This is a genomic window from Pseudomonas sp. RL_15y_Pfl2_60 (assembly GCF_963970595.1).
Classification (GTDB): domain Bacteria; phylum Pseudomonadota; class Gammaproteobacteria; order Pseudomonadales; family Pseudomonadaceae; genus Aquipseudomonas.
The window spans coordinates 465,852-484,821 of sequence record NZ_CAXAOE010000003.1 but is presented as its reverse complement, the minus strand read 5'-3'; the positions used below and the strand labels follow the sequence as shown (position 1 = coordinate 484,821).

Here is an 18,970-nt window from a genome sequence, read left to right as displayed (position 1 = left end):
CGCTTACATCCGATGATGTTCCAGCAAGAAATCCACGAACAACCGAACCCGAGCGGGCATGGTTGAGCCGCCTACGAACACCGCATGTATGGGTTCCTTGTCGCCGGGGTTCCAAGCCTCAAGCAGCGGTATCAGGTCACCGCGCTGCAGATCCTCGCTCACGCTGAACTCGCCGATACGCGCAATGCCGGCACCCACTCGCGCGAGTTGTGCCAACGCTTCACCACTGCTGCATTCGATATTGCCGCTGACCTTCAGGGAAAACTCTCTTGCGTCGCGGATGAACGGCCAGTTGGGTTCGGCCCGCCGGAAGTTGAAGCGCAGGCAGTTGTGCTGCAGCAAGTCTTCCGGCTCCTGGGGAATGCCGTTGCGCTGCAAATACTCGGGCGATGCCACCACTACCTGGCCGCTGTCGCCGATCCGGCGCGCGGTCAGCGGGCTATCAGGCAAATGACCAAAGCGTACCGCCACGTCGGCCTGGCCGCCGAGAATGTCGACCACCTCATCGCCGAGGGTGAGATCGACGACGATCTTCGGGTAGCGGGCACTGAATGCTGCCACCAAGGGGACGATGGCCTGCCGCCCATGGCCAAGGGCAGCGCTGACCCGCAATCGTCCTTTTGGTACGCCCTGGTCGGCAATGGCTTCTTCGACCTCAGCCATGTCAGCCAGGATGCGCCGGGCGCCGCGCAGAAAAGCCTCGCCCTCGGCGGTGAAGGTGATTGCTCGGGTAGTACGCAACAGTAACCGGGTGCCAAGACGCTGTTCGGTACGCGCGATGATCCGACTGACCGCCGAGGGTGTCAGCCCCAATGCACGCGCAGCGGCCGACAGGCTGCCTTCCTGCGCCACGGTGACGAACACGTCCATTTCACCTGATCTTCCGTTGAAGTCCATTTGTGCTCCTCACGCAAAGGTGATTGCCAGAAATGCTATCTACCGCCTGAAATAACCAGATCGTAGCATTAGCGGCATAGATAAGGAGCCTTCCATGCGTATCAATCCACCACTTGTCGCACTCGCTATTGGTGCCTTTGGCATCGGCGTTACCGAGTTCGCCCCCATGGGCATGTTGCCGGGCATCGCTGCGGACCTCGGCGTTTCCATTCCCGCTGCAGGTCTGTTGGTCAGTGCTTATGCCTTGGGCGTACTGCTCGGCGCGCCGCTGATGACCCTGACCACCGGCAGGATTCCCCGGCGCTATCTGCTGATCGGACTCATGGCGATTTTCACCCTGGGTAACCTGATGTCAGCCTTGGCTACCGATTACTACAGCCTCATGCTCGCCAGGGTGGTGACCTCACTGAACCACGGAGCCTTCTTTGGCGTTGGCTCCATCGTCGCCGCCAGCGTAGTCGCCCCGGAGAAGCGTGCCGGGGCGGTTGCAGCAATGTTTATGGGCCTCACCCTGGCGACCATCGGCGGTGTGCCGCTGGCCGCTTGGTTTGGCGAACTGTTCGGTTGGCGCACCGCATTCTGGGGTATTACCGGCCTCGGCGTGGTGGCAATGATCGCGTTGTGGTTCGCCCTGCCCAACCTGAAAACGCCGCAAAGCGGCGGTGTACTGGCTGAAATCCGGGTACTGGGCCGTGGCCCGGTGCTGGGGGCCTTGGCCCTCACCGTAGTCGGTTCGAGTGCAATGTTTACCGTCTTCACCTACATCGCGCCGATCCTCAGCAGCGAGACCCACGCGTCTACCGCCTTTATCACAGCCATGCTGGTGTTGTACGGCGTAGGCCTGACCCTGGGCAATATGTGGGGCGGCAAAGCCGCAGATAGTTCGATCGACCGCACCCTGATCGTTTCGCTGAGCGTACTGATTCTCGTCTTACTGGCGTTCACTGTATTGATGCGTTGGCCGCTGGCGGCCGCCGTTGCCATCCTGATCTGGGGCATCGCCAGTTTCGCCCTGGTGCCGCCACTACAAATGCGCGTCATGGAAGCTGCCAAGGACGCACCCAACCTGGCCTCGGCGGCGAACATCGGTGCCTTCAACTTCGGCAACGCGATTGGTGCGGCTCTGGGCGGAGCGGTGATTAACGCCGGGCTGGGTTATCCAGCGATATCCTTAGCCGGAGCGGCAATGGCGAGTCTGGGGCTGTTGATGGTATTGGCTTTTGCCTGGCGCTCCAGAACGATTGCAGCTGCGGTAGCGTGACGGTGATATGAGCAGGCTGTTAGTCGCCATTGAGAAGTGACGGCTAGCGGTCTGCTGTCTGTTACGGGCTTGGTGATGAGTCTCGGACCGTCTAGATTGGGTCTGTTCAGCCTGAGCTTCGCAGCCACTGCAACAGTTCCATCTCTGCGCTATCGGGTTCGAGTGCTGCCGCAGAAAGAAGGCAATACCGTGAACCATCTTCAACGAACCCTGAAGGCGCGACCAAAACGCCGCTTTGAATATCGTCTTGCACCAAGTGCCAGGGCCCAATAGCTACACCAAGGCCGGCGACTGCTGCCTGCAAGCTAAAGTAAAAGTGCTCAAAGCTCTGCCCCTCCACCGTGGGCACTGATCGGCCAGCAGTAGCGGCCCATTCTTGCCACGCGTTAGGGCGTGTGCGGGTGAGCAGTTTAGGTGCTGTCGCAACAAGCTCTCCGTCGGCAGCGAACCACTCGTAAACCCTGTCAGGTCGGCACACCGGGGCAACTCTCTCACGAAACAACTCTTCTGCGCAGTAATGAGCAGGACGGGGGAAATCGTCACGGCGGATCGCGAGGTCTATGCCGTGATCGAAGGAGAAGGCCCCTCCTCCTGCCACGAGATGAATGTTTAAGTCCGGGCGACGCATCTGAAACTCACTCCAGCGTGGAATCAGCCAGCGCATTAACAACGTAGGTTCGCAAGAAAGCACTATTTGCCGATCGCGACGTGCCTTCACACGTATTTCCTTTACTGCCTGAGTAATCAAGCCCAAGCCTTCGCTCACCGCGAGCGCCAGCTTGCGCCCGTCGTCTGAGATGAACACACGCCGACTACGACGCTCGAACAAATCGATGCCAAGCTCATCCTCCAGCGAGCGCACAGAGCGGCTTATAGCGCCCGGAGTGACATGCAACTCTTCGGCTGCGCGTGCAAAGTTTTCTAGTCGGGCGGCGGCCTCGAAGCAGCGCAAAGCAACCAGCGAGGGCAGGTGAGAAACCTGTAATGGTGATTCTAACTCACCTTTTTCTTGAGAATTCATCGTTAGTCATCCGCCTTTTACAGAGAAATAATGGGCCTTTCCGAAGCATAGGTAAAAGACCCCATGAACGAATGGATAGCTGTAGTCACTATAACTTTTCTGGCGTGCATCAGTCCCGGGCCTGATTTTGCCCTTGTTTCTCGAAACAGCCTGATGTTTTCACGCCGTACCGGAGTCCTTACGGCAGCCGGTATCGGTTTTGGGGTCGCTGTGCATGTCTGCTACACCCTGCTGGGGCTTGGACTGGTTCTTCAACACTCGCTTTGGTTATTCAGTGTGCTGAAGATGGCCGGGGCAGCCTATTTGATTTATCTCGGAATAAAAATGCTGGCGGCGACGCCCGCCGTAGGTCAATTCGCAATTCCAGCCTCTGCACTGTCTGATCTCGCAGTTATTCGTACGGGGTTCCTGACCAATGCACTGAATCCCAAAACATCTATTTTCATCGTCAGCCTTTTCATCGGTGTGGTAGGGCCCGATACAACCTTACCCATCCAGATTGCCTACGGAGTATTCATTTCAGTCGCGCATATCACTTGGTTTAGTTTGGTTGCGATGTTTTTTTCGAGCGGCCGAATTCGGGACAAATTGATTGCGGTTCGGCATTGGGTAGATCGCGCTTTTGGTGGATTGCTGGTGAGTTTTGGCGTGATGCTGGCGAGCGCTCAGCACAATCAATGAACGTAAAACTTTGGCCGGTTGCGGCCTTCCGAAAGGGTCCGCGTTGGGTCAATCACTGCCAAGCATGATCGGCTAGGGCCGCTCAAAAGTTTCATAATCGTGGCCGGTCCCTGAATGCCTTACAGACAGCAACCCTCAAATTACATGTCCGACAGGCGGTTGATTCCCGCATTGATATATCGGTAAATATCGATATCATCACAACCATGAACTTAATCGAAATATTCAAAGCTCTCTCCAATCGCACGCGTCTTGAAATCCTCAAGGGGTTGAAAGATCCGGAGAAAAACTTCCCCCCACAAGATGAAGGAGACGTTCATACGGTCGGGGTTTGCGTAAGCAGCATTCAAGAAGGCGTCGGCCTGTCGCAATCGACGGTGTCCGATTACCTGGCGACGCTGCAACGAGTGGGCCTGGTCGAAGTCCGTCGCATCGGGCAATGGACCTACTACAAGCGCAATGAAGCAAACATCAGTGCTCTTGCCGAGATCATAGGCAAGGAGCTGTAATTTTTTATCATGGTAAATCGATAAATCCCGATATTCCGTTTTATCGAAGAGGACATTCAAAATGGATTGAGCCAAGAGAAAAACCCGTAAATTTTTTGCCATTGCATATCGAAAAATCTCGATATCTCTTTTTACCGAAACAAGGATCTACAATGAAAGCGCAAATACTTAAATCATTTGGTGGCCCAGAAGCGTTCGAGCTGAGCGACGTACCCAAGCCAGTGCCAAACGCTGGAGAAGTTCTGGTGCGGGTACACGCAACCTCAATCAATCCGTTGGATTTCCAGGTTCGACGTGGCGACTATTCCGATTATGTGCCCCTGCCGGCCATTACCGGGCATGACGTGTCCGGCGTTGTTGAAGCCGTCGGGCCGGGTGTGACGAGCTTCGTGCCTGGCGATGAAGTCTGGTACACCCCGCAAATTTTTGACGGCCCTGGAAGTTATGCCGAGTACCACGTTGCAGCCGAAAGCATCATCGGCAAGAAGCCCTCGACGCTGAGCCATCTCGAAGCAGCCAGCCTGACTCTGGTTGGCGGGACAGCATGGGAAGCATTAGTCGTGCGTGCGGCGCTCAGGGTTGGAGAAAGCATCTTGATCCACGGCGGCGCAGGAGGCGTCGGTCATGTCGCTATCCAAGTGGCAAAAGCCATGGGCGCCAAAGTGTTCACCACCGTGCGCGAAGCAAACTTTGAGTTCGCCCGAAGCCTGGGTGCCGATGTGGTCATCGACTACGAGAAAGAGGATTACGTCGACGCCATCCTGCGGGAAACCGATGGCAACGGAGTCGATGTGGTGTTCGACACCATCGGCGGCAACACATTGGCGCGTAGCCCCGACGCGCTCGCACAACTTGGCCGCGTGGTCTCGATTGTGGACATTGCCCAGCCACAAAACCTGGTGCAGGCCTGGGGTAAGAACGCCAGTTATCACTTCGTTTTCACCAGACAAAACCGCGGCAAGCTCGATGAGTTGAGCGCGTTGGTCGAACGCGGTCAGCTGCGACCCCATGTAGGCGCGGTCTACTCCCTTGCCGACATCGGCCTCGCCCACGCTCTGCTGGAGAGTCGCAACAATGGTCTCCGGGGAAAAATCGCGATTGCAGTCGAGCCACAGGCTCATCTCGTCAGCGCGAATATCTAAACCATTTAACTCGATTAGAGGGAATGCACCATGATTTATGAAATCGCTCTGCTGCCCGTTCACAAAGAACAGATTGAAAGCTTCAGACACGCCTTTGCAGAGGTCGCGCCTTTGCTCAGGCGCGCAAAGGGTTACGGCGGGCACATGCTCGCCCAAGGGATAGAGACGCCCGAACGATTCAACCTGATTGTGCGCTGGCAATCACTTGAGGATCACAAGGGCTTCGAAGCGAGTGAAGACCATCAGGTGTTCATGGCACGTTTAGAGCAATACTTCTCGGAAGAAACGACGGTCTACCACATTGAGGGCGCCGCTTTTACGATGGGAGAAGATGATGATCAACACAGCTTTTTTTGACAGGGTGTTGCCTGCGTCTTAGGCGGTTTAATGGCTTTAAACAATTGGTCGCGGTAAGGAATATACAAACTTGATGTGGCTAATTTGCAGTGATCGCGATTTGATCTGACAGTCGTAGACTTCAACACAAGACTGTCAGGTCAAATTCAGCTGTTCAGTACGATGATTTTATTGCGATCAAGCCACGTAGGCACTGATCTGGACTATATCGATTGGCTACGCTTGGCAGGCTGCTGCCTTTCGAGACGGGCCGCGCTAGGTCATTCACCGCCAAGCGTGATCGACTAGAGCCGTTCAAGAGCCTCATAACCCTAGCCTGTCCCTTATTGGCACGTGTTTCAGCCTACTGCGATTCGTTGCCTGCCGTCGTCTTGGCTTTCAAGTATTGATCCAGCGGTATCAGCAGATTTGGGGCTTGGCCCAGTTCAGCCGAAAGTGCTTGGGCTGTTGTGATCATGTTGGTGGTTAACCCCTTGGTCGTTGCAATGTTCTTTTTGGCATTGTTTGCAGGCGAGTTGTCCATGGTTGCCGACAGTATAAGCAGAGCCAGGCCGAGATTTTTATCCACCTTCACGCCATCGCCGCGCATATAGAGCATGCCCAGATTACCAATGGCTAACGCATCGCCTTGCGCTGCTGCCTTGCGATACCACTGATTGGCCTGCGCAAAATCCACGGCAGTGCCACGACCGTTTTCATAAAGCACACCGAGATTGAATTGCGCGTTGGAGTTGCCTTGCTGCGCAGATTTTTCGTACCAACTAAGTGCTTGTGTTTCGTCCTTGGCGACCCCGATGCCCTGCTCGTACATTAGCGCCACATTGAACTGGCCATCGGCGTTGCCTGTGTCCGCAACGGCACTAAATTCCTTGAAAGCCAGCGGCAAGTCACCGGCTTGATAGGCCGCAACGCCCTCCTCCAAACCGGCTTGCACTGGCCCGCTCAGGAAGCTGAAGATCGTCACGAGCGCTAGGGCCGTGATGGGCTGAAGTATTCGATTCATCGCTTTCATGTGAAAGACTCTGGTTAGTTGGTTAAGACCGCTGACCTATAATTAACACGTCTGATAGCAACCAGATGCAGATCAGGGTTAAGCCTGTTACGGATTAATCCTACTCTATCCCGCCCCCACACCTCTTTCGCAAAGCTTTTCCGGTCTTACCGCTCACTTCTCGTACAGCCAAATACTAAGGTCAAGCCCCTGCAATTTTGCAAGTTGCGACCGGAGGCTTTTGGCCGACAGCGGACAGTTACAACAGATATAGCCTCTTACCCAAAACAAAGTTCTGCATCTCCCTCCTTCCCCACTTTTAAGTGCGAACACCTGACCCGCTGCGGGCATTTTTCTTTTGCAGGATGATTGATGCTTCGTCGTAGGCCTTCTGGAAGGCGTCGCCGCCGATCCATTGGACTGCGGTGTCTTCGTCTTCATCGTGGAAGATTGCGCGATAGGTGATCAGCAGGCCCATCATAAAGTCGGTGGCGGAGTCTTGCGCTTCCTCGGCGATCACCAGTTCCAGTACCGGGTATTGCAAAAACACCAGGCACATTGCGAGCAGGCTGATGCCTTCGCCATATTTCATCGCTTCAAAAAGGTCGTCGAAATGCGCCGGGTCGAAGCCATTTTCTTCGATGTCCTTGAAGTCGAAGGTGCTCAGGTCGATGGCAACATCATCGAACGGCTCGTTGATCAACGGGTTGGCCAGCACCGGATGCACGACATTCGGCTTGGCCTTGCCTGAACGGTTTTGCTTGGCCTTGGCTTTGGCCCGCTGGGCGCGTTTTTGCTGTTTGTCTGGCGAGGCCATGGCGCTGGGTTCCTTGTTGGGTTCAGCCATATTTATGGCCCGGAATAATCACAGCCATATTGTAAACAGTCCTGGCCGGGTGAGCAGGCAGATTTATTTCCCCTGCCCAAGCCATGTTGTTGAGCCCTGCGCTTTCAAGCATGCTAGGTGGCAAGCCTGCGCCGCGCCTGAGCTGAAACCCATCCGCCGCCAGCGCAGATTCGCGCAGCCGACTAATCTACAGAATCAGTAGCTGCTTGCTGACAAGACACGCGCTTGGCTTCAAGCTAGGTGCATCACGTAATGACTGCAGGAAACTCCATGTCCGTATTGACTTCGTCCACACCCGACCGCGTTCTTGATCTTGGCGACCTGCTGCGTGAGCTGGTGACCCAAGGCCGGGTGGATCAAGACAATGCCGAGCAGTGCCTGGCGATCCGGCGCAGTGCAGTCAAGAACCAACAACACCCGCTGGAGTTTCTCGCCGCGCAACAACTCGACGATCTCGCGCGACCCGGCAAGAAACTCGACCTGGAAAGCCTCACCGTTTGGCTGGCGGAATATGCCAACCAGCCCTATATGCGTATCGACCCGCTGAAAATTGATGTTGCCGCAATTACGCCGCTGATGTCTTACGCCTTCGCCCAGCGTCACAAGATTCTCGCGGTGGCGGTGAATCAGGAAGCGGTGACAATCGCCAGTGCCCAGCCGTTGATGCGCAGCTGGGAAGATGACTTGCGCCATGTGCTCAAGCGCCCCATCAAGCGTGTGGTGGCCAACCCGGTTGATATCCAGCGCTTCACCGTCGAGTTCTACCGGCTGGCCAAATCGGTCACCGGCGCCACTGCGGTGGACATGAAGGTCAGCGGCACCGGCAACTTCGAGCAGTTGCTTAATCTGGGCGCGCAAGACCAAGAGCCCGACGCCAACGATGCGCATATCGTCAATATCGTCGACTGGCTGTTTCAGTACGCTTATCAACAGCGCGCCAGTGATATCCATATCGAGCCACGCCGCGAGCAAGGCAGCGTGCGTTTTCGTATCGACGGCGTGCTGCACACGGTTTATCAATTCCCACCGCAGGTAACGATGGCGGTGGTCAGCCGCTTGAAAAGCTTGGGGCGGATGAACGTTGCCGAAAAACGCAAACCCCAGGACGGCCGGATCAAGACCAAAACCCCGGATGGCGGCGAAGTCGAATTGCGTCTGTCGACCATGCCGACCGCGTTCGGGGAAAAGCTGGTGATGCGGATTTTCGACCCGGAAGTGCTGCTAAAGAGCTTCGACCAGTTAGGTTTCTCGGCAGATGATCTCAAGCGCTGGACCGGCATGACCGGCCAACCCAACGGCATCATTCTGGTCACCGGCCCGACCGGTTCGGGTAAAACCACCACGCTGTACACCACTCTCAAACAACTGGCGACTGATGAAGTCAACGTCTGCACCATTGAAGACCCGATCGAAATGATCGAGCCGGCCTTCAATCAAATGCAGGTGCAGAGCAATATCGACCTGACGTTCGCCAGCGGTGTGCGTTCATTGATGCGTCAGGACCCCGACATCATCATGGTCGGCGAGATTCGTGACCTTGAAACCGCTGAAATGGCGATCCAGGCCGCGCTAACCGGGCACTTGGTGTTGTCCACGCTGCACACCAACGATGCTCCCAGCGCAATCACTCGCCTGCTTGAACTGGGCGTGCCGCATTACCTGCTCAAGGCAACGCTGCTGGGCGTCATGGCGCAGCGCCTGGTGCGTACGCTTTGCCCGCATTGCAAAACCCCGCACGAACTGGACGAGAGTGACTGGCAAAGCCTGACCAAACCCTGGAACGCGCCCCTGCCGACCGGTGCGCACAAGGCCGTGGGTTGCCTGGAATGTAGGGACACCGGTTATCGCGGCCGGGCCGGGGTTTACGAAATCATGTTGCTTAATGACGGAATCAAGTCCCTGCTCAGCGCCGAGACCGATCTGGTTGCATTGCGTCGCCAGTCGTTCAAGGAAGGCATGCGCAGCCTGCGTTTATCTGGCGCGCAAAAGGTTGCTGCCGGGCTGACCACAATCGAGGAAGTGCTGCGCGTGACCCCGCAAAGCGAACAACGCTAGCCGGGCCGACGGCAACAAGAGCAATGCTATAAAGCTGAAACCTGCAGGTTTTATGATGCCGCGATGCCTCTGCTGAGAGCCACTTGGCGACATTGAAAATTCAGTTGTGCTTAGATGTTCGGCTAACAACGCCTGACCACATTAAGGATTAATTGTATGGAAATCGGCAGCGTCATATTTCTCTTCGTCGGCCTCGCGATTGCCGTCGTATTCATGGGCTTCAAAGTTGTACCCCAAGGTTCACAATGGACGGTTGAACGCTTTGGACGCTACACCAACACACTCAAGCCAGGCTTGAACATCATTGTGCCGCTGGTAGACCGCATTGGCCGTAAGCTCAGCGTGATGGAAACCGTGCTCGATATTCCGCCGCAGGAAGTGATCAGCGCCGACAATGCCATCGTACAAATCGATGCGGTGTGTTTCTCCCAGGTGATCAATGCCGCGCAGGCCGCATATGAGGTCAACAACCTCGATCACGCCATCCGCAATCTGGTGATGACCAACATCCGTACCGTGCTGGGCTCGCTGGAACTCGATGCCATGCTCAGCCAGCGTGATGCCATCAACGAGCGCCTGCTACGCACCGTTGATGAAGCCACCGCGCCGTGGGGCATCAAGATCACCCGTATTGAAATAAAGGACATCACCCCGCCCGCCGACTTGGTCAACGCCATGGCCAGCCAAATGAAGGCCGAGCGTTTGAAGCGTGCGCAAATCCTTGAGGCCGAGGGTTCGCGCTCCGCTGCGATCCTGACCGCTGAAGGCAAGAAGCAAGCGCAGATTCTCGAGGCCGAAGGTGAACGCCAAGCCGCCTTTCTTGAAGCAGAGGCCCGTGAGCGAGCCGCTGCGGCAGAAGCCGAGGCAACGCGCATGGTGTCCGAGGCAATCGCCAATGGTAACGTCCAGGCGGTCAACTATTTCGTTGCGCAGAAATACGTTGATGCCTTGGGCAAACTGGCCAGCGCCGACAACAGCAAAGTGGTGCTAATGCCGCTTGAAGCCAGCCAGATTATCGGCTCGGTCGGCGGCATTGGCGAAATCATCAAAGCCACCTTCGGCGACAAGCAGGCCAAGTAATGCTCAACTTTCTACAACACCTGTCGTTCTGGGATTGGTTGGCGCTAGGCACCCTGCTGTTGATACTCGAGGTTTTCGGTGCCGGTGGTTACCTGTTGTGGATTGGCGTTGCCGCAGCAGGCGTCGGAATCATCACCTATGTGGTTCCGACATTGCCTTGGGCGCTGCAATTCGTGTTGTTTGCTGTGTTCTCGGTACTAAGCGCGGTTTTATGGTGGAAACGCCAGCGCACCGCCGGGAAGGTCTCCGATCAACCCGGCCTGAATGATCGCGGCAGCGAATTACTGGGTCGCCAGTTCACCCTGCATGAAGCCATCAACAGCGGGCGCGGCAAAATCAAGGCGGGCGACACGCTGTGGTTGGTCAGCGGCCCGGACTTGCCTGCAGGCAGCGCAGTACGAGTCACCGGTCAAGATGGTGTATTGCTCCTGGTTGAGCCCATCAAATAACCGGCGAACCTACCGCGCCAGCCACAGCGTCGCAGCTATTCGCGATACGCGTCCAGCGGCACACAGGCGCAGAACAGGTTACGGTCGCCATAGACGTTGTCTACCCGATTGACCGTCGGCCAGTATTTGTACAGGCGAGTGTGCTCAGTTGGGGTCACCGCCTGGGCAATGCTGTAGGGGCGCTCCCAAACACCAACCATGTCTGCCAGCGTATGGGGTGCGCGCGCCAGTGGGTTGTCATCTTCGGGCCAGTCACCGTTTTGCACCTTGGCGATTTCCGCGCGGATGCACAGCATGGCCTCGATAAAACGATCCAGCTCATGCTTTGACTCGCTCTCGGTAGGCTCGATCATCAGCGTGCCCGGCACCGGGAATGACATGGTTGGCGCGTGAAACCCGTAATCGATCAAACGTTTGGCGACATCTTCCTCGCTGACGCCGGTCTGCGCCTTGAGTGGGCGAATATCAATAATGCATTCATGGGCGACCCGACCGTTGCGACCGCTGAACAGTATCGGGAATGCATCCTTGAGTTTATTGGCCAGGTAATTGGCGCTGAGGATTGCCACCTCGGTGGCATCGGCCAACTGCGGCCCCATCATGGCGATGTACATCCAGCTGATCGGCAAAATACTCGCGCTGCCCCAAGGCGCCGCGCTGACCGCGGTGTTTTCCGGGTTTGGCCCTTTCAGCTCAATTACCGGATGATTGGCGACAAAGGGCGCCAAATGGGCACGCACACCAATTGGCCCCATGCCAGGGCCACCGCCGCCATGGGGAATGCAAAAGGTTTTGTGCAGGTTCATGTGCGACACATCGGCGCCTATATCTGCCGGGCGCGCCAGTCCGACCTGGGCATTGAGATTGGCGCCGTCCATGTAGACCTGGCCGCCGTGGGCATGGATGACCTCGCAGATCTCGACAATACCCTCTTCATAAACACCGTGGGTTGAAGGGTATGTCGCCATCAGGCACGCCAAGCGATCACCCGCCTCGCCCGCCTTGAGCTTGAGATCGGCAAGGTCGACATTGCCTTGAGCGTCGCACTCGACAATCACCACGCGCATGCTGGCCATCTGTGCCGAGGCGGGATTGGTGCCGTGCGCCGAGGCCGGAATCAAACAGATATTGCGCTGCGTGTCGCCGCGACTCTGGTGGTATTTGCTGATTGCCAAAAGGCCTGCGTATTCGCCCTGCGCACCGGAGTTGGGCTGCATGCAGATCGCATCAAAGCCGGTAATCGCCCGCAGCCACTCCTCCAGCTCATTGATCATCAAGGCATAGCCATGGGCCTGGTCCTGCGGTGCAAAGGGGTGCAGATTGGCAAACTCGGGCCAGGTAATCGGGATCATCTCGCTGGTGGCGTTGAGTTTCATGGTGCACGAGCCCAGCGGGATCATCGCCTGGTTGAGCGCAAGGTCTTTACTCTCAAGCTGCTTGATATAGCGCAGCATCTCGGTTTCGCTGTGATGGGTATTGAACACGGGGTGCGTCAGGTAGGCGGAGCTGCGCTGCAGGTTAGCTGGGATACCCTCTTCGACCTCGCCAGAGTCGATTTCATCGACACTCAAGCCATGATCAGCGCCTAGAAATATTGCAAACAAACGCTCGACCGTGTGTTCATCGCAGCTTTCATCAAGACTAACGCCAAGCTTGCCACGGCCCAGAATACGCAGATTGATTTCGGCCGCGTGTGCCGACTCAATAATCGCCGTCTGGCTGCCGCCGACTTCCAGGGTCAGGGTGTCGAAAAAGTGCTGATTGTCCCGTTCGATGCCTTTGGCTTTCAGGCCGGCAGCAAGGATTGCCGTGAGCCGGTGAATCCGCTGGGCAATGGCTTTGAGCCCTTGCGGGCCGTGATATACCGCATAAAAACTGGCGATATTGGCCAGCAGCACCTGCGCAGTGCAGATGTTTGAATTGGCTTTCTCGCGGCGAATATGTTGCTCACGCGTTTGCAGCGCCATGCGCAACGCCATGTTGCCGCGCGAATCTTTCGACACACCGATAATGCGCCCCGGCAGCGCCCGCTTGAATACATCGCGCGTGGCAAAGAACGCGGCATGCGGCCCACCGTAACCCATAGGCACGCCAAAGCGTTGCGCCGTACCCAACGCCACATCAGCCCCCAGCTCACCCGGCGGAGTCAAGAGCAGCAAGCTCATCAGGTCTGCCGCGACGCACGCCAGCGCTTGCTGGGCGTGTAATTGGCCGATCAGAGGCTGCAGATCACGGATCTCGCCATGGCTGTCCGGATACTGCAGCAGCGCGCCAAAGACCTGATGCTCGCCGAGTGTCGCAACATCGGCAATCACCAGCTCAAAACCAAAGCCCTCGGCCCGGGTCTGCACCACCGAGATGGTCTGCGGGTGGCAATTGTGATCGACAAAAAACAGGTTGCTCTTGGACTTGGCGACCCGCTTGGCCAAGGCCATGGCTTCAGCCGCTGCCGTGGCTTCATCCAGGAGTGATGCACTGGCCAACTCCAGCCCGGTCAGGTCGATGGTCAACTGTTGAAAATTGAGCAGCGCTTCGAGCCGACCTTGGGCAATTTCTGGCTGATACGGGGTGTAGGCGGTGTACCAGCCCGGATTTTCCAGCACATTGCGCACTATTACCGTCGGCGTGATGGTGTTGTGGTAACCCATGCCGATCAGGCTGGTCCACACCTGATTCTGCTGCGCATAGCCACGCAGCTTGGCCAACGCTGCTTGCTCATCCAACGCAGCAGGCAGTGCCAATGGGCGATTCAAGCGGATTGATGGCGGCACGGTCTGTTCGATCAATGCCGCTCGGCTAGGCAGGTCCAATGCGCCGAGCATGGCGTGTTGCTCTGCAGCATCAGGACCAATGTGACGCCGTAGAAATGCATCCGGCTGCTTGAGTTGCGACAATGACGGCGTTGCAGACATGGTTGAGAGCCTCTAGAAATGACAAGACCTCGCCATTGCGCACGCCTGAAATACCCAACAGGGCTTTCATCCGCTGCAATACGAGGCCTTATTAGCTTAGAAAACTCTCAACTATCTGCACGAAGGTTTTCAAACCTGCGTTGATTGGCTGGACATAAAGTGCCCAGCCGCAGTCCCGGCTCGCAGCGAGCCAGGACTTTGCAGCGGTTTAAGCGTCAGCAGAGGCTTTGTACGCGTCCGCATCGAGCAGTTTGTCGAGCTCGTCTGCAGCGCTCGGCTTGAGCTTGAAAAACCAGCTTCCATAAGGATCAGTGTTGACGTTCTCCGGGCTGTCAGCCAGCGAATCATTGACCGCGATCACTTCGCCGCCAATAGGAGCATAGATATCCGATGCCGCTTTTACCGACTCGACCACACCCGCTTCCTGGCCCGCAGCCAAGGTTTTGCCGACCTCTGGCAACTCAATGAAAACCACATCACCCAGCGCTTCTTGAGCGTGGTCGGAAATGCCCACTGTTACGCTGCCATCGGCTTCTAGACGAGCCCACTCGTGGCTGGAGGCATAACGCAGATCGGCGGGGATATTGCTCATGTCGGATTCCTCATATGGCATGACGGCGATCGCGCCGTCATGAAAATTTAGCAGGGCTTGGCAACTTCGACAGCTTTCAGCCAAACCGTTGGTCATACAAAAGGTTCTGCAATTGTCTTTTAGAACCGTCAATAATCTGGGTTAAATCAACGCCTTGCCATGACGAACGAAGGCTGGCTTAACCACTCGAACCGGATACCACTTACCGCGAATTTCGACTTCAGCCCGCTCACAAGTTGCAACGGGCAAACGCGCCAGGGCAATCGACTTGTTGAGGGTCGGTGAAAAGCTTCCGCTGGTGATTTCACCCTCACCTACACCGTCAACACGCACCACTTGGTGAGCACGCAACACGCCGCGCTCCTCCAACACCAGGCCAACCAGCTTGGTCGCAATACCGCGCTGCAACTGTTGCTGCAAGGCTTTGCGCCCGACAAAATCTCGGTTAGCTGGCTCCCAGGCAACACTCCAGGCCAGGTTCGAGGCCAGGGGTGTCACGCTTTCATCCATGTCCTGGCCGTACAGATTCATCCCCGCTTCGAGGCGCAAGGTGTCACGTGCGCCCAAGCCAATGGGCGAAATCCCAGCGCCGACCAAGTCATTGAAAAATGCCACGGCCTGATCGCTCGGCAGCATGATTTCCAAGCCATCTTCGCCGGTGTAACCCGAACGCGCGATAAACCAGTCACCTTCGGGCAAGCCCTGAAAAGGTAGCAACTTATTGATCAGCGCGGCACTGGCCTGACTGACCTGTTCACAGGTTTTTTCCCGCGCATGGGGGCCCTGAATGGCAAACATCGCAAGATCGCTGCGCTCATGCAACTGCACAGCAAAGCCCTCGGCCTGCTGGTTCATCCAGGCGAGGTCTTTGTCACGCGTTGCAGCGTTGACCACCACGCGGTAGCCATAATCGGTCAGATAGACCATCAGGTCATCAACCACGCCGCCTTCGGTGTTGAGCATGCTGCTATACAGCGCCTTGCCCGGCTCTTGCAGGCGCTCAACGTCATTGGCCAGCAGATGCTGCAAATACTGTCTTGCCTGATCACCGTGGATATCGACCACGGTCATGTGCGAGACATCAAACACGCCACAGTCTCGGCGAACTTCGTGATGCTCTTCGACTTGCGAACCATAATGAAGCGGCATATCCCAACCGCCGAAATCGACCATCTTGGCACCCAAGGCAAGGTGCAGGTCATAAAGAGGTGTGCGCTGCCCCATGGGGTTCTCCTTCCGGGCTTTGGCAAAACTGCAACACTGTTTGCGCCTGTACAACGGCCTGATCGTCTAGGCCTTGCGCCAGCCAGCAAACACCCATTCTAATGGGGTTGGCTACAGTGAATGGCGTGCATTGTATCTACAAGGTGCGAGCGGGTCATCTTGGATGTGCATCAGGGCCTGCAAACTGCTGCAAGCCCCTAGTTCTCAGCCGTGAGTCTGTGCCGAACGACGAATCAAGCCGATCACCGGCAGCAAACCTACCGCCACCAATGTCAGCGCTGGCAGTGCCGCGCGCGCCCATTCACCTTCACTGGTCATTTCAAAAATCCGTACCGCCAGGGTGTCCCAGCCGAACGGACGCATTAACAGGGTAGCGGGCATTTCCTTGAGTACATCAACAAATACCAACAATGCTGCAGATAACGCCCCAGGCAATAATAAAGGTAGGTAAACACGGAAGAACAACCTGCCACCACCCACGCCCAGACTGCGCGACGCCTCAGGCAGTGAAGGCCGGATCCGCGCCAGGCTGTTTTCCAGCGGGCCATAGGCTACAGCCATAAAGCGGATCAAGTAAGCCAGCAGCAGCGCCGCCAGGCTGCCGAGCAGCAGTGGTTTACCGGCACCGCCAAGCAGCGTTGAAAGCGGAATGACCAACTCATTATCGAGATAGCTGAAGGCCAGCATGATCGCCACCGCCAGCATCGAGCCGGGCAAGGCGTAGCCTGTGTTGGCCAGGCTGACGGTGGAGCGCATCAGCCGGGTCGGCGTTAAACGACGGGCAAAGGCCAGCAGCAAGGCGACGCTGACCGTCAACACCGCAGCCAGGCAGCCAAGATACAGGGTATGCAAGATCAGCGCAGTGTAGCGCTCGTCCAGATCAAAACGGCCGCGCTGCCAGAACCAGACCAGCAGTTGCAGCACTGGAATCACAAAGGCGCAGGCAAAGACCAATAGGCACCAGCCGCTGGCGGCCAAAGCCTTGAACCCTCGAAGATGGTAAAGCGCTTGGCCGCGCGGGCGCTCATTGGCTGGCCGCACGGCGCCGCGGGCGCGGCGTTCGCCATACAGCACCAGCATGACCACCAATAACAACAAGCTGGCCAATTGAGTGGCGCTGGTCAGGCTGTAGAAACCGTACCAGGTCTTGTAAATCGCCGTGGTAAAGGTGTCGAAATTAAATACCGAAACAGCGCCAAAATCGGCCAAGGTTTCCATGATCGCCAGGGCCAAACCCGCACCGATTGCCGGACGCGCCATCGGCAGCGCCACCCGCCAAAATGCCTGCCAAGGGCTATGCCCCAGCACCCGCGCAGCTTCCATCAAGCCTTTACCCTGGGCGAGAAAGGCATTGCGTGCAAGCAGGTAGACGTAGGGATAGAACACCAACACCAGAACGCTGATCACACCAGCGGTCGAGCGTACGCTCGGAAAACGCACACCAGCGCCAAACCACTCACGCAGCAGCGTCTGGACCGGCCCGGAAAAATCCAGCAGCCCGACAAATACGAAGGCCAGCACGTAAGCAGGAATCGCAAACGGCAGCATCAGCGCCCAATCCAACCAGCGCCTTCCCGGAAACTCACAGAGGCTGGTCAGCCACGCCAGACTCACACCAAGCAGGGTCACGCCAGCACTCACGCCTACAACCAGAATCACTGTATTGCCAATCAGCCGGGGCATTTGCGTTTGCCACAGGTGCGACCAGATTTCGCGGTCAACCTCATGCCAACTGAACAGCATTACCGTCAAGGGCAACAGCACCAGCAAGGCGACCACAAAGGCGATGGGGTACCAGCGACGCTGGGCAAGATGGGCCACGCACTATCCTCAAAGCAAAAACAGCAACGCCCCGGACGATGCCGGGGCGTGTTCTATCGGCGGGCTAAAGCAGCGCTTAGTTCCAGCCCGCGCGATCCATCAACATGATGGCCTGAGCCTGGCGCTTACCGGCGACTTCAACCGGGATAGCATCGGCCTTGAACGTACCCCATGCCTGGACCTCTTCAGATGCCGGGACTTTCGGGTTAGCCGGGAACTCCTGGTTCAGGCCCGCGAACAATGCTTGGGCTTCTGCTGTGGTCATCCACTCCAGCAGCTTTTTGGCAGCCTCTGCATGGGGTGCATTCTTGGTGATACCGGCGCCCGCCAGGTTGACGTGCACGCCACGGTCTTGCTGGTTAGGCCAGAACGGCTTGACCTTAAGATCCGGGTTAGCCTTGTGTAGGCGGCCATAGTAATAGGTGTTGGTGATGCCGACATCGCATTGACCGGCATCGATTGCTTGCAACAGCGCAGTGTCGTCAGCAAACACATCGGTGGCCAGGTTACTGACCCAACCTTTGATGATTTCTTCGGTTTTCGCCTCGCCATGGGTTTCGATCAGCGTGGCCGTCAGCGACTGGTTGTACACCTTCTTACTGGTACGCAGGCACAGGCGGCCTTCCCAGTTTTTGTCGGCCAGTGCTTCGTAGGTCGACAACTCACTCGGCTTTACCCGCTCGGTGGAGTAGAAGATGGTCCGCGCACGCAGCGACAAACCTGTCCAGCTGTCAGTGCTGGAACGGTATTGAGCAGGAATGTTGGCGTCGATGGTTGCCGACTTGAACGGTTGCAGCACACCCGCCTGCTCAGCCTGCCACAGGTTGCCCGCATCTACGGTGATCAGCATGTCAGCTGGGGTGTTGGCACCTTCAGCCTTGAGCCGTGCAATCAATGGCGCTTCTTTGTCAGTGATGAACTTGATCGGCACGCCGGTTTTGGCGGTGTATGCATCAAACACAGGCTTGATCAGCTCGTCGATCCGCGAAGAGTAAACCACCACTTCATCGGCGGCTTGAGCACCACCGGCAAGGGCTGTCAGGGTAAAGGCGGCGAGTAATCGCTTGCTTGGCTGCATGGGCGTTGCCTCTTGGTATAGTCGGTAAGTTAAGGCGCAAATGATATTGAATA

General features: G+C 56.9%; 17 protein-coding genes. 8 read left to right on the top strand and 9 right to left on the bottom strand.

Annotated features, from left to right (window positions below):
* Positions 1–3 precede the first annotated feature (3 nt).
* Entirely contained in the window at positions 4–897 is an 894-nt protein-coding gene (locus AACY26_RS11145) for a LysR family transcriptional regulator (protein ID WP_339513957.1), read from the bottom strand.
* 94 nt (positions 898–991) lie between these two features.
* Between AACY26_RS11145 and AACY26_RS11140 the strand changes: the two genes are divergently transcribed.
* Positions 992–2,158 carry an MFS transporter gene (locus AACY26_RS11140; protein ID WP_339513955.1) on the top strand — a complete coding sequence of 389 codons (1,167 nt, stop codon included), beginning with the start codon at positions 992–994 and terminating at the stop codon, positions 2,156–2,158.
* A gap of 106 nt (positions 2,159–2,264) precedes the next feature.
* Here the strand turns inward: AACY26_RS11140 and AACY26_RS11135 are convergent, their stop codons facing one another.
* Positions 2,265–3,179, bottom strand: coding sequence for a LysR family transcriptional regulator (locus tag AACY26_RS11135; RefSeq protein ID WP_339513953.1), 915 nt, complete (start codon positions 3,177–3,179; stop codon positions 2,265–2,267).
* Between the two features lie 63 nt (positions 3,180–3,242).
* Between AACY26_RS11135 and AACY26_RS11130 the strand changes: the two genes are divergently transcribed.
* The 4 genes from AACY26_RS11130 (at position 3,243) to AACY26_RS11115 (ending at position 5,868) form a co-directional block, all read left to right on the top strand.
* Positions 3,243–3,860, top strand: coding sequence for a LysE family translocator (locus AACY26_RS11130; protein WP_339513951.1), 618 nt, complete (start codon positions 3,243–3,245; stop codon positions 3,858–3,860).
* 206 nt (positions 3,861–4,066) lie between these two features.
* Positions 4,067–4,369 carry an ArsR/SmtB family transcription factor gene (locus AACY26_RS11125; protein ID WP_339513949.1) on the top strand — a complete coding sequence of 101 codons (303 nt, stop codon included), beginning with the start codon at positions 4,067–4,069 and terminating at the stop codon, positions 4,367–4,369.
* A gap of 152 nt (positions 4,370–4,521) precedes the next feature.
* Positions 4,522–5,511, top strand: coding sequence for a zinc-dependent alcohol dehydrogenase family protein (locus AACY26_RS11120; protein ID WP_339513947.1), 990 nt, complete (start codon positions 4,522–4,524; stop codon positions 5,509–5,511).
* Positions 5,512–5,541: 30 nt separating this feature from the next.
* A complete protein-coding gene (locus AACY26_RS11115; protein ID WP_339513945.1) occupies positions 5,542–5,868 on the top strand; it encodes an antibiotic biosynthesis monooxygenase family protein in 327 nt (108 codons plus the stop codon).
* Between the two features lie 343 nt (positions 5,869–6,211).
* Here AACY26_RS11115 and AACY26_RS11110 read toward each other — a convergent pair whose 3' ends face one another.
* Together AACY26_RS11110 and AACY26_RS11105 are read right to left on the bottom strand one after the other, a co-directional pair.
* Positions 6,212–6,871: a tetratricopeptide repeat protein gene (locus tag AACY26_RS11110; RefSeq protein WP_339513943.1), complete on the bottom strand. Its 660-nt coding sequence runs from the start codon at positions 6,869–6,871 to the stop codon at positions 6,212–6,214.
* Between the two features lie 307 nt (positions 6,872–7,178).
* The gene (locus AACY26_RS11105; protein ID WP_339514115.1) at positions 7,179–7,676 is read right to left on the bottom strand and encodes a hypothetical protein; all 498 of its coding nucleotides are present in this window, start codon (positions 7,674–7,676) and stop codon (positions 7,179–7,181) included.
* Positions 7,677–7,976: 300 nt separating this feature from the next.
* Here AACY26_RS11105 and AACY26_RS11100 point away from each other — a divergent pair, with 300 nt between their 5' ends.
* From AACY26_RS11100 to AACY26_RS11090, 3 genes are all read left to right on the top strand, one after another.
* The gene (locus tag AACY26_RS11100; protein WP_339513941.1) at positions 7,977–9,761 is read left to right on the top strand and encodes a GspE/PulE family protein; all 1,785 of its coding nucleotides are present in this window, start codon (positions 7,977–7,979) and stop codon (positions 9,759–9,761) included.
* Positions 9,762–9,917: 156 nt separating this feature from the next.
* Positions 9,918–10,841 carry an SPFH domain-containing protein gene (locus AACY26_RS11095; RefSeq protein WP_339513939.1) on the top strand — a complete coding sequence of 308 codons (924 nt, stop codon included), beginning with the start codon at positions 9,918–9,920 and terminating at the stop codon, positions 10,839–10,841.
* Positions 10,841–11,290 (top strand): NfeD family protein, encoded by a 450-nt coding sequence (locus AACY26_RS11090; protein ID WP_339513937.1) that lies wholly within the window; start codon positions 10,841–10,843, stop codon positions 11,288–11,290. The genes AACY26_RS11095 and AACY26_RS11090 overlap by 1 nt, the downstream gene beginning before the upstream one ends.
* A 35-nt stretch (positions 11,291–11,325) precedes the next feature.
* Here the strand turns inward: AACY26_RS11090 and gcvP are convergent, their stop codons facing one another.
* The 5 genes from gcvP to AACY26_RS11065 all read right to left on the bottom strand — a co-directional run bounded on the left by gcvP (position 11,326) and on the right by AACY26_RS11065 (position 18,917).
* On the bottom strand, positions 11,326–14,202 hold the full coding sequence (gene gcvP / locus AACY26_RS11085) for an aminomethyl-transferring glycine dehydrogenase (RefSeq protein WP_339513935.1): 2,877 nt from the start codon (positions 14,200–14,202) through the stop codon (positions 11,326–11,328).
* Positions 14,203–14,410: 208 nt separating this feature from the next.
* On the bottom strand, positions 14,411–14,794 hold the full coding sequence (gene gcvH, locus AACY26_RS11080; RefSeq protein ID WP_339513933.1) for a glycine cleavage system protein GcvH: 384 nt from the start codon (positions 14,792–14,794) through the stop codon (positions 14,411–14,413).
* Between the two features lie 141 nt (positions 14,795–14,935).
* Entirely contained in the window at positions 14,936–16,018 is a 1,083-nt protein-coding gene (gene gcvT / locus AACY26_RS11075; RefSeq protein ID WP_339513931.1) for a glycine cleavage system aminomethyltransferase GcvT, read from the bottom strand.
* A gap of 204 nt (positions 16,019–16,222) precedes the next feature.
* On the bottom strand, positions 16,223–17,839 hold the full coding sequence (locus AACY26_RS11070) for an ABC transporter permease (RefSeq protein ID WP_339513929.1): 1,617 nt from the start codon (positions 17,837–17,839) through the stop codon (positions 16,223–16,225).
* 76 nt (positions 17,840–17,915) lie between these two features.
* On the bottom strand, positions 17,916–18,917 hold the full coding sequence (locus AACY26_RS11065; protein WP_339513927.1) for an extracellular solute-binding protein: 1,002 nt from the start codon (positions 18,915–18,917) through the stop codon (positions 17,916–17,918).
* Positions 18,918–18,970: the final 53 nt, after the last annotated feature.

What these genes read in the sequence shown, in the direction of transcription:
- AACY26_RS11145 (WP_339513957.1), bottom strand. Translation starts at nt 897, where the DNA reads ATGGACTTCAACGGAAGATCAGGTGAAATGGACGTGTTCGTCACCGTG.
- AACY26_RS11140 (WP_339513955.1), top strand. Translation starts at nt 992, where the DNA reads ATGCGTATCAATCCACCACTTGTCGCACTCGCTATTGGTGCCTTTGGC.
- AACY26_RS11135 (WP_339513953.1), bottom strand. Translation starts at nt 3,179, where the DNA reads ATGAATTCTCAAGAAAAAGGTGAGTTAGAATCACCATTACAGGTTTCT.
- AACY26_RS11130 (WP_339513951.1), top strand. Translation starts at nt 3,243, where the DNA reads ATGAACGAATGGATAGCTGTAGTCACTATAACTTTTCTGGCGTGCATC.
- AACY26_RS11125 (WP_339513949.1), top strand. Translation starts at nt 4,067, where the DNA reads ATGAACTTAATCGAAATATTCAAAGCTCTCTCCAATCGCACGCGTCTT.
- AACY26_RS11120 (WP_339513947.1), top strand. Translation starts at nt 4,522, where the DNA reads ATGAAAGCGCAAATACTTAAATCATTTGGTGGCCCAGAAGCGTTCGAG.
- AACY26_RS11115 (WP_339513945.1), top strand. Translation starts at nt 5,542, where the DNA reads ATGATTTATGAAATCGCTCTGCTGCCCGTTCACAAAGAACAGATTGAA.
- AACY26_RS11110 (WP_339513943.1), bottom strand. Translation starts at nt 6,871, where the DNA reads ATGAATCGAATACTTCAGCCCATCACGGCCCTAGCGCTCGTGACGATC.
- AACY26_RS11105 (WP_339514115.1), bottom strand. Translation starts at nt 7,676, where the DNA reads ATGGCCTCGCCAGACAAACAGCAAAAACGCGCCCAGCGGGCCAAAGCC.
- AACY26_RS11100 (WP_339513941.1), top strand. Translation starts at nt 7,977, where the DNA reads ATGTCCGTATTGACTTCGTCCACACCCGACCGCGTTCTTGATCTTGGC.
- AACY26_RS11095 (WP_339513939.1), top strand. Translation starts at nt 9,918, where the DNA reads ATGGAAATCGGCAGCGTCATATTTCTCTTCGTCGGCCTCGCGATTGCC.
- AACY26_RS11090 (WP_339513937.1), top strand. Translation starts at nt 10,841, where the DNA reads ATGCTCAACTTTCTACAACACCTGTCGTTCTGGGATTGGTTGGCGCTA.
- gcvP (WP_339513935.1), bottom strand. Translation starts at nt 14,202, where the DNA reads ATGTCTGCAACGCCGTCATTGTCGCAACTCAAGCAGCCGGATGCATTT.
- gcvH (WP_339513933.1), bottom strand. Translation starts at nt 14,794, where the DNA reads ATGAGCAATATCCCCGCCGATCTGCGTTATGCCTCCAGCCACGAGTGG.
- gcvT (WP_339513931.1), bottom strand. Translation starts at nt 16,018, where the DNA reads ATGGGGCAGCGCACACCTCTTTATGACCTGCACCTTGCCTTGGGTGCC.
- AACY26_RS11065 (WP_339513927.1), bottom strand. Translation starts at nt 18,917, where the DNA reads ATGCAGCCAAGCAAGCGATTACTCGCCGCCTTTACCCTGACAGCCCTT.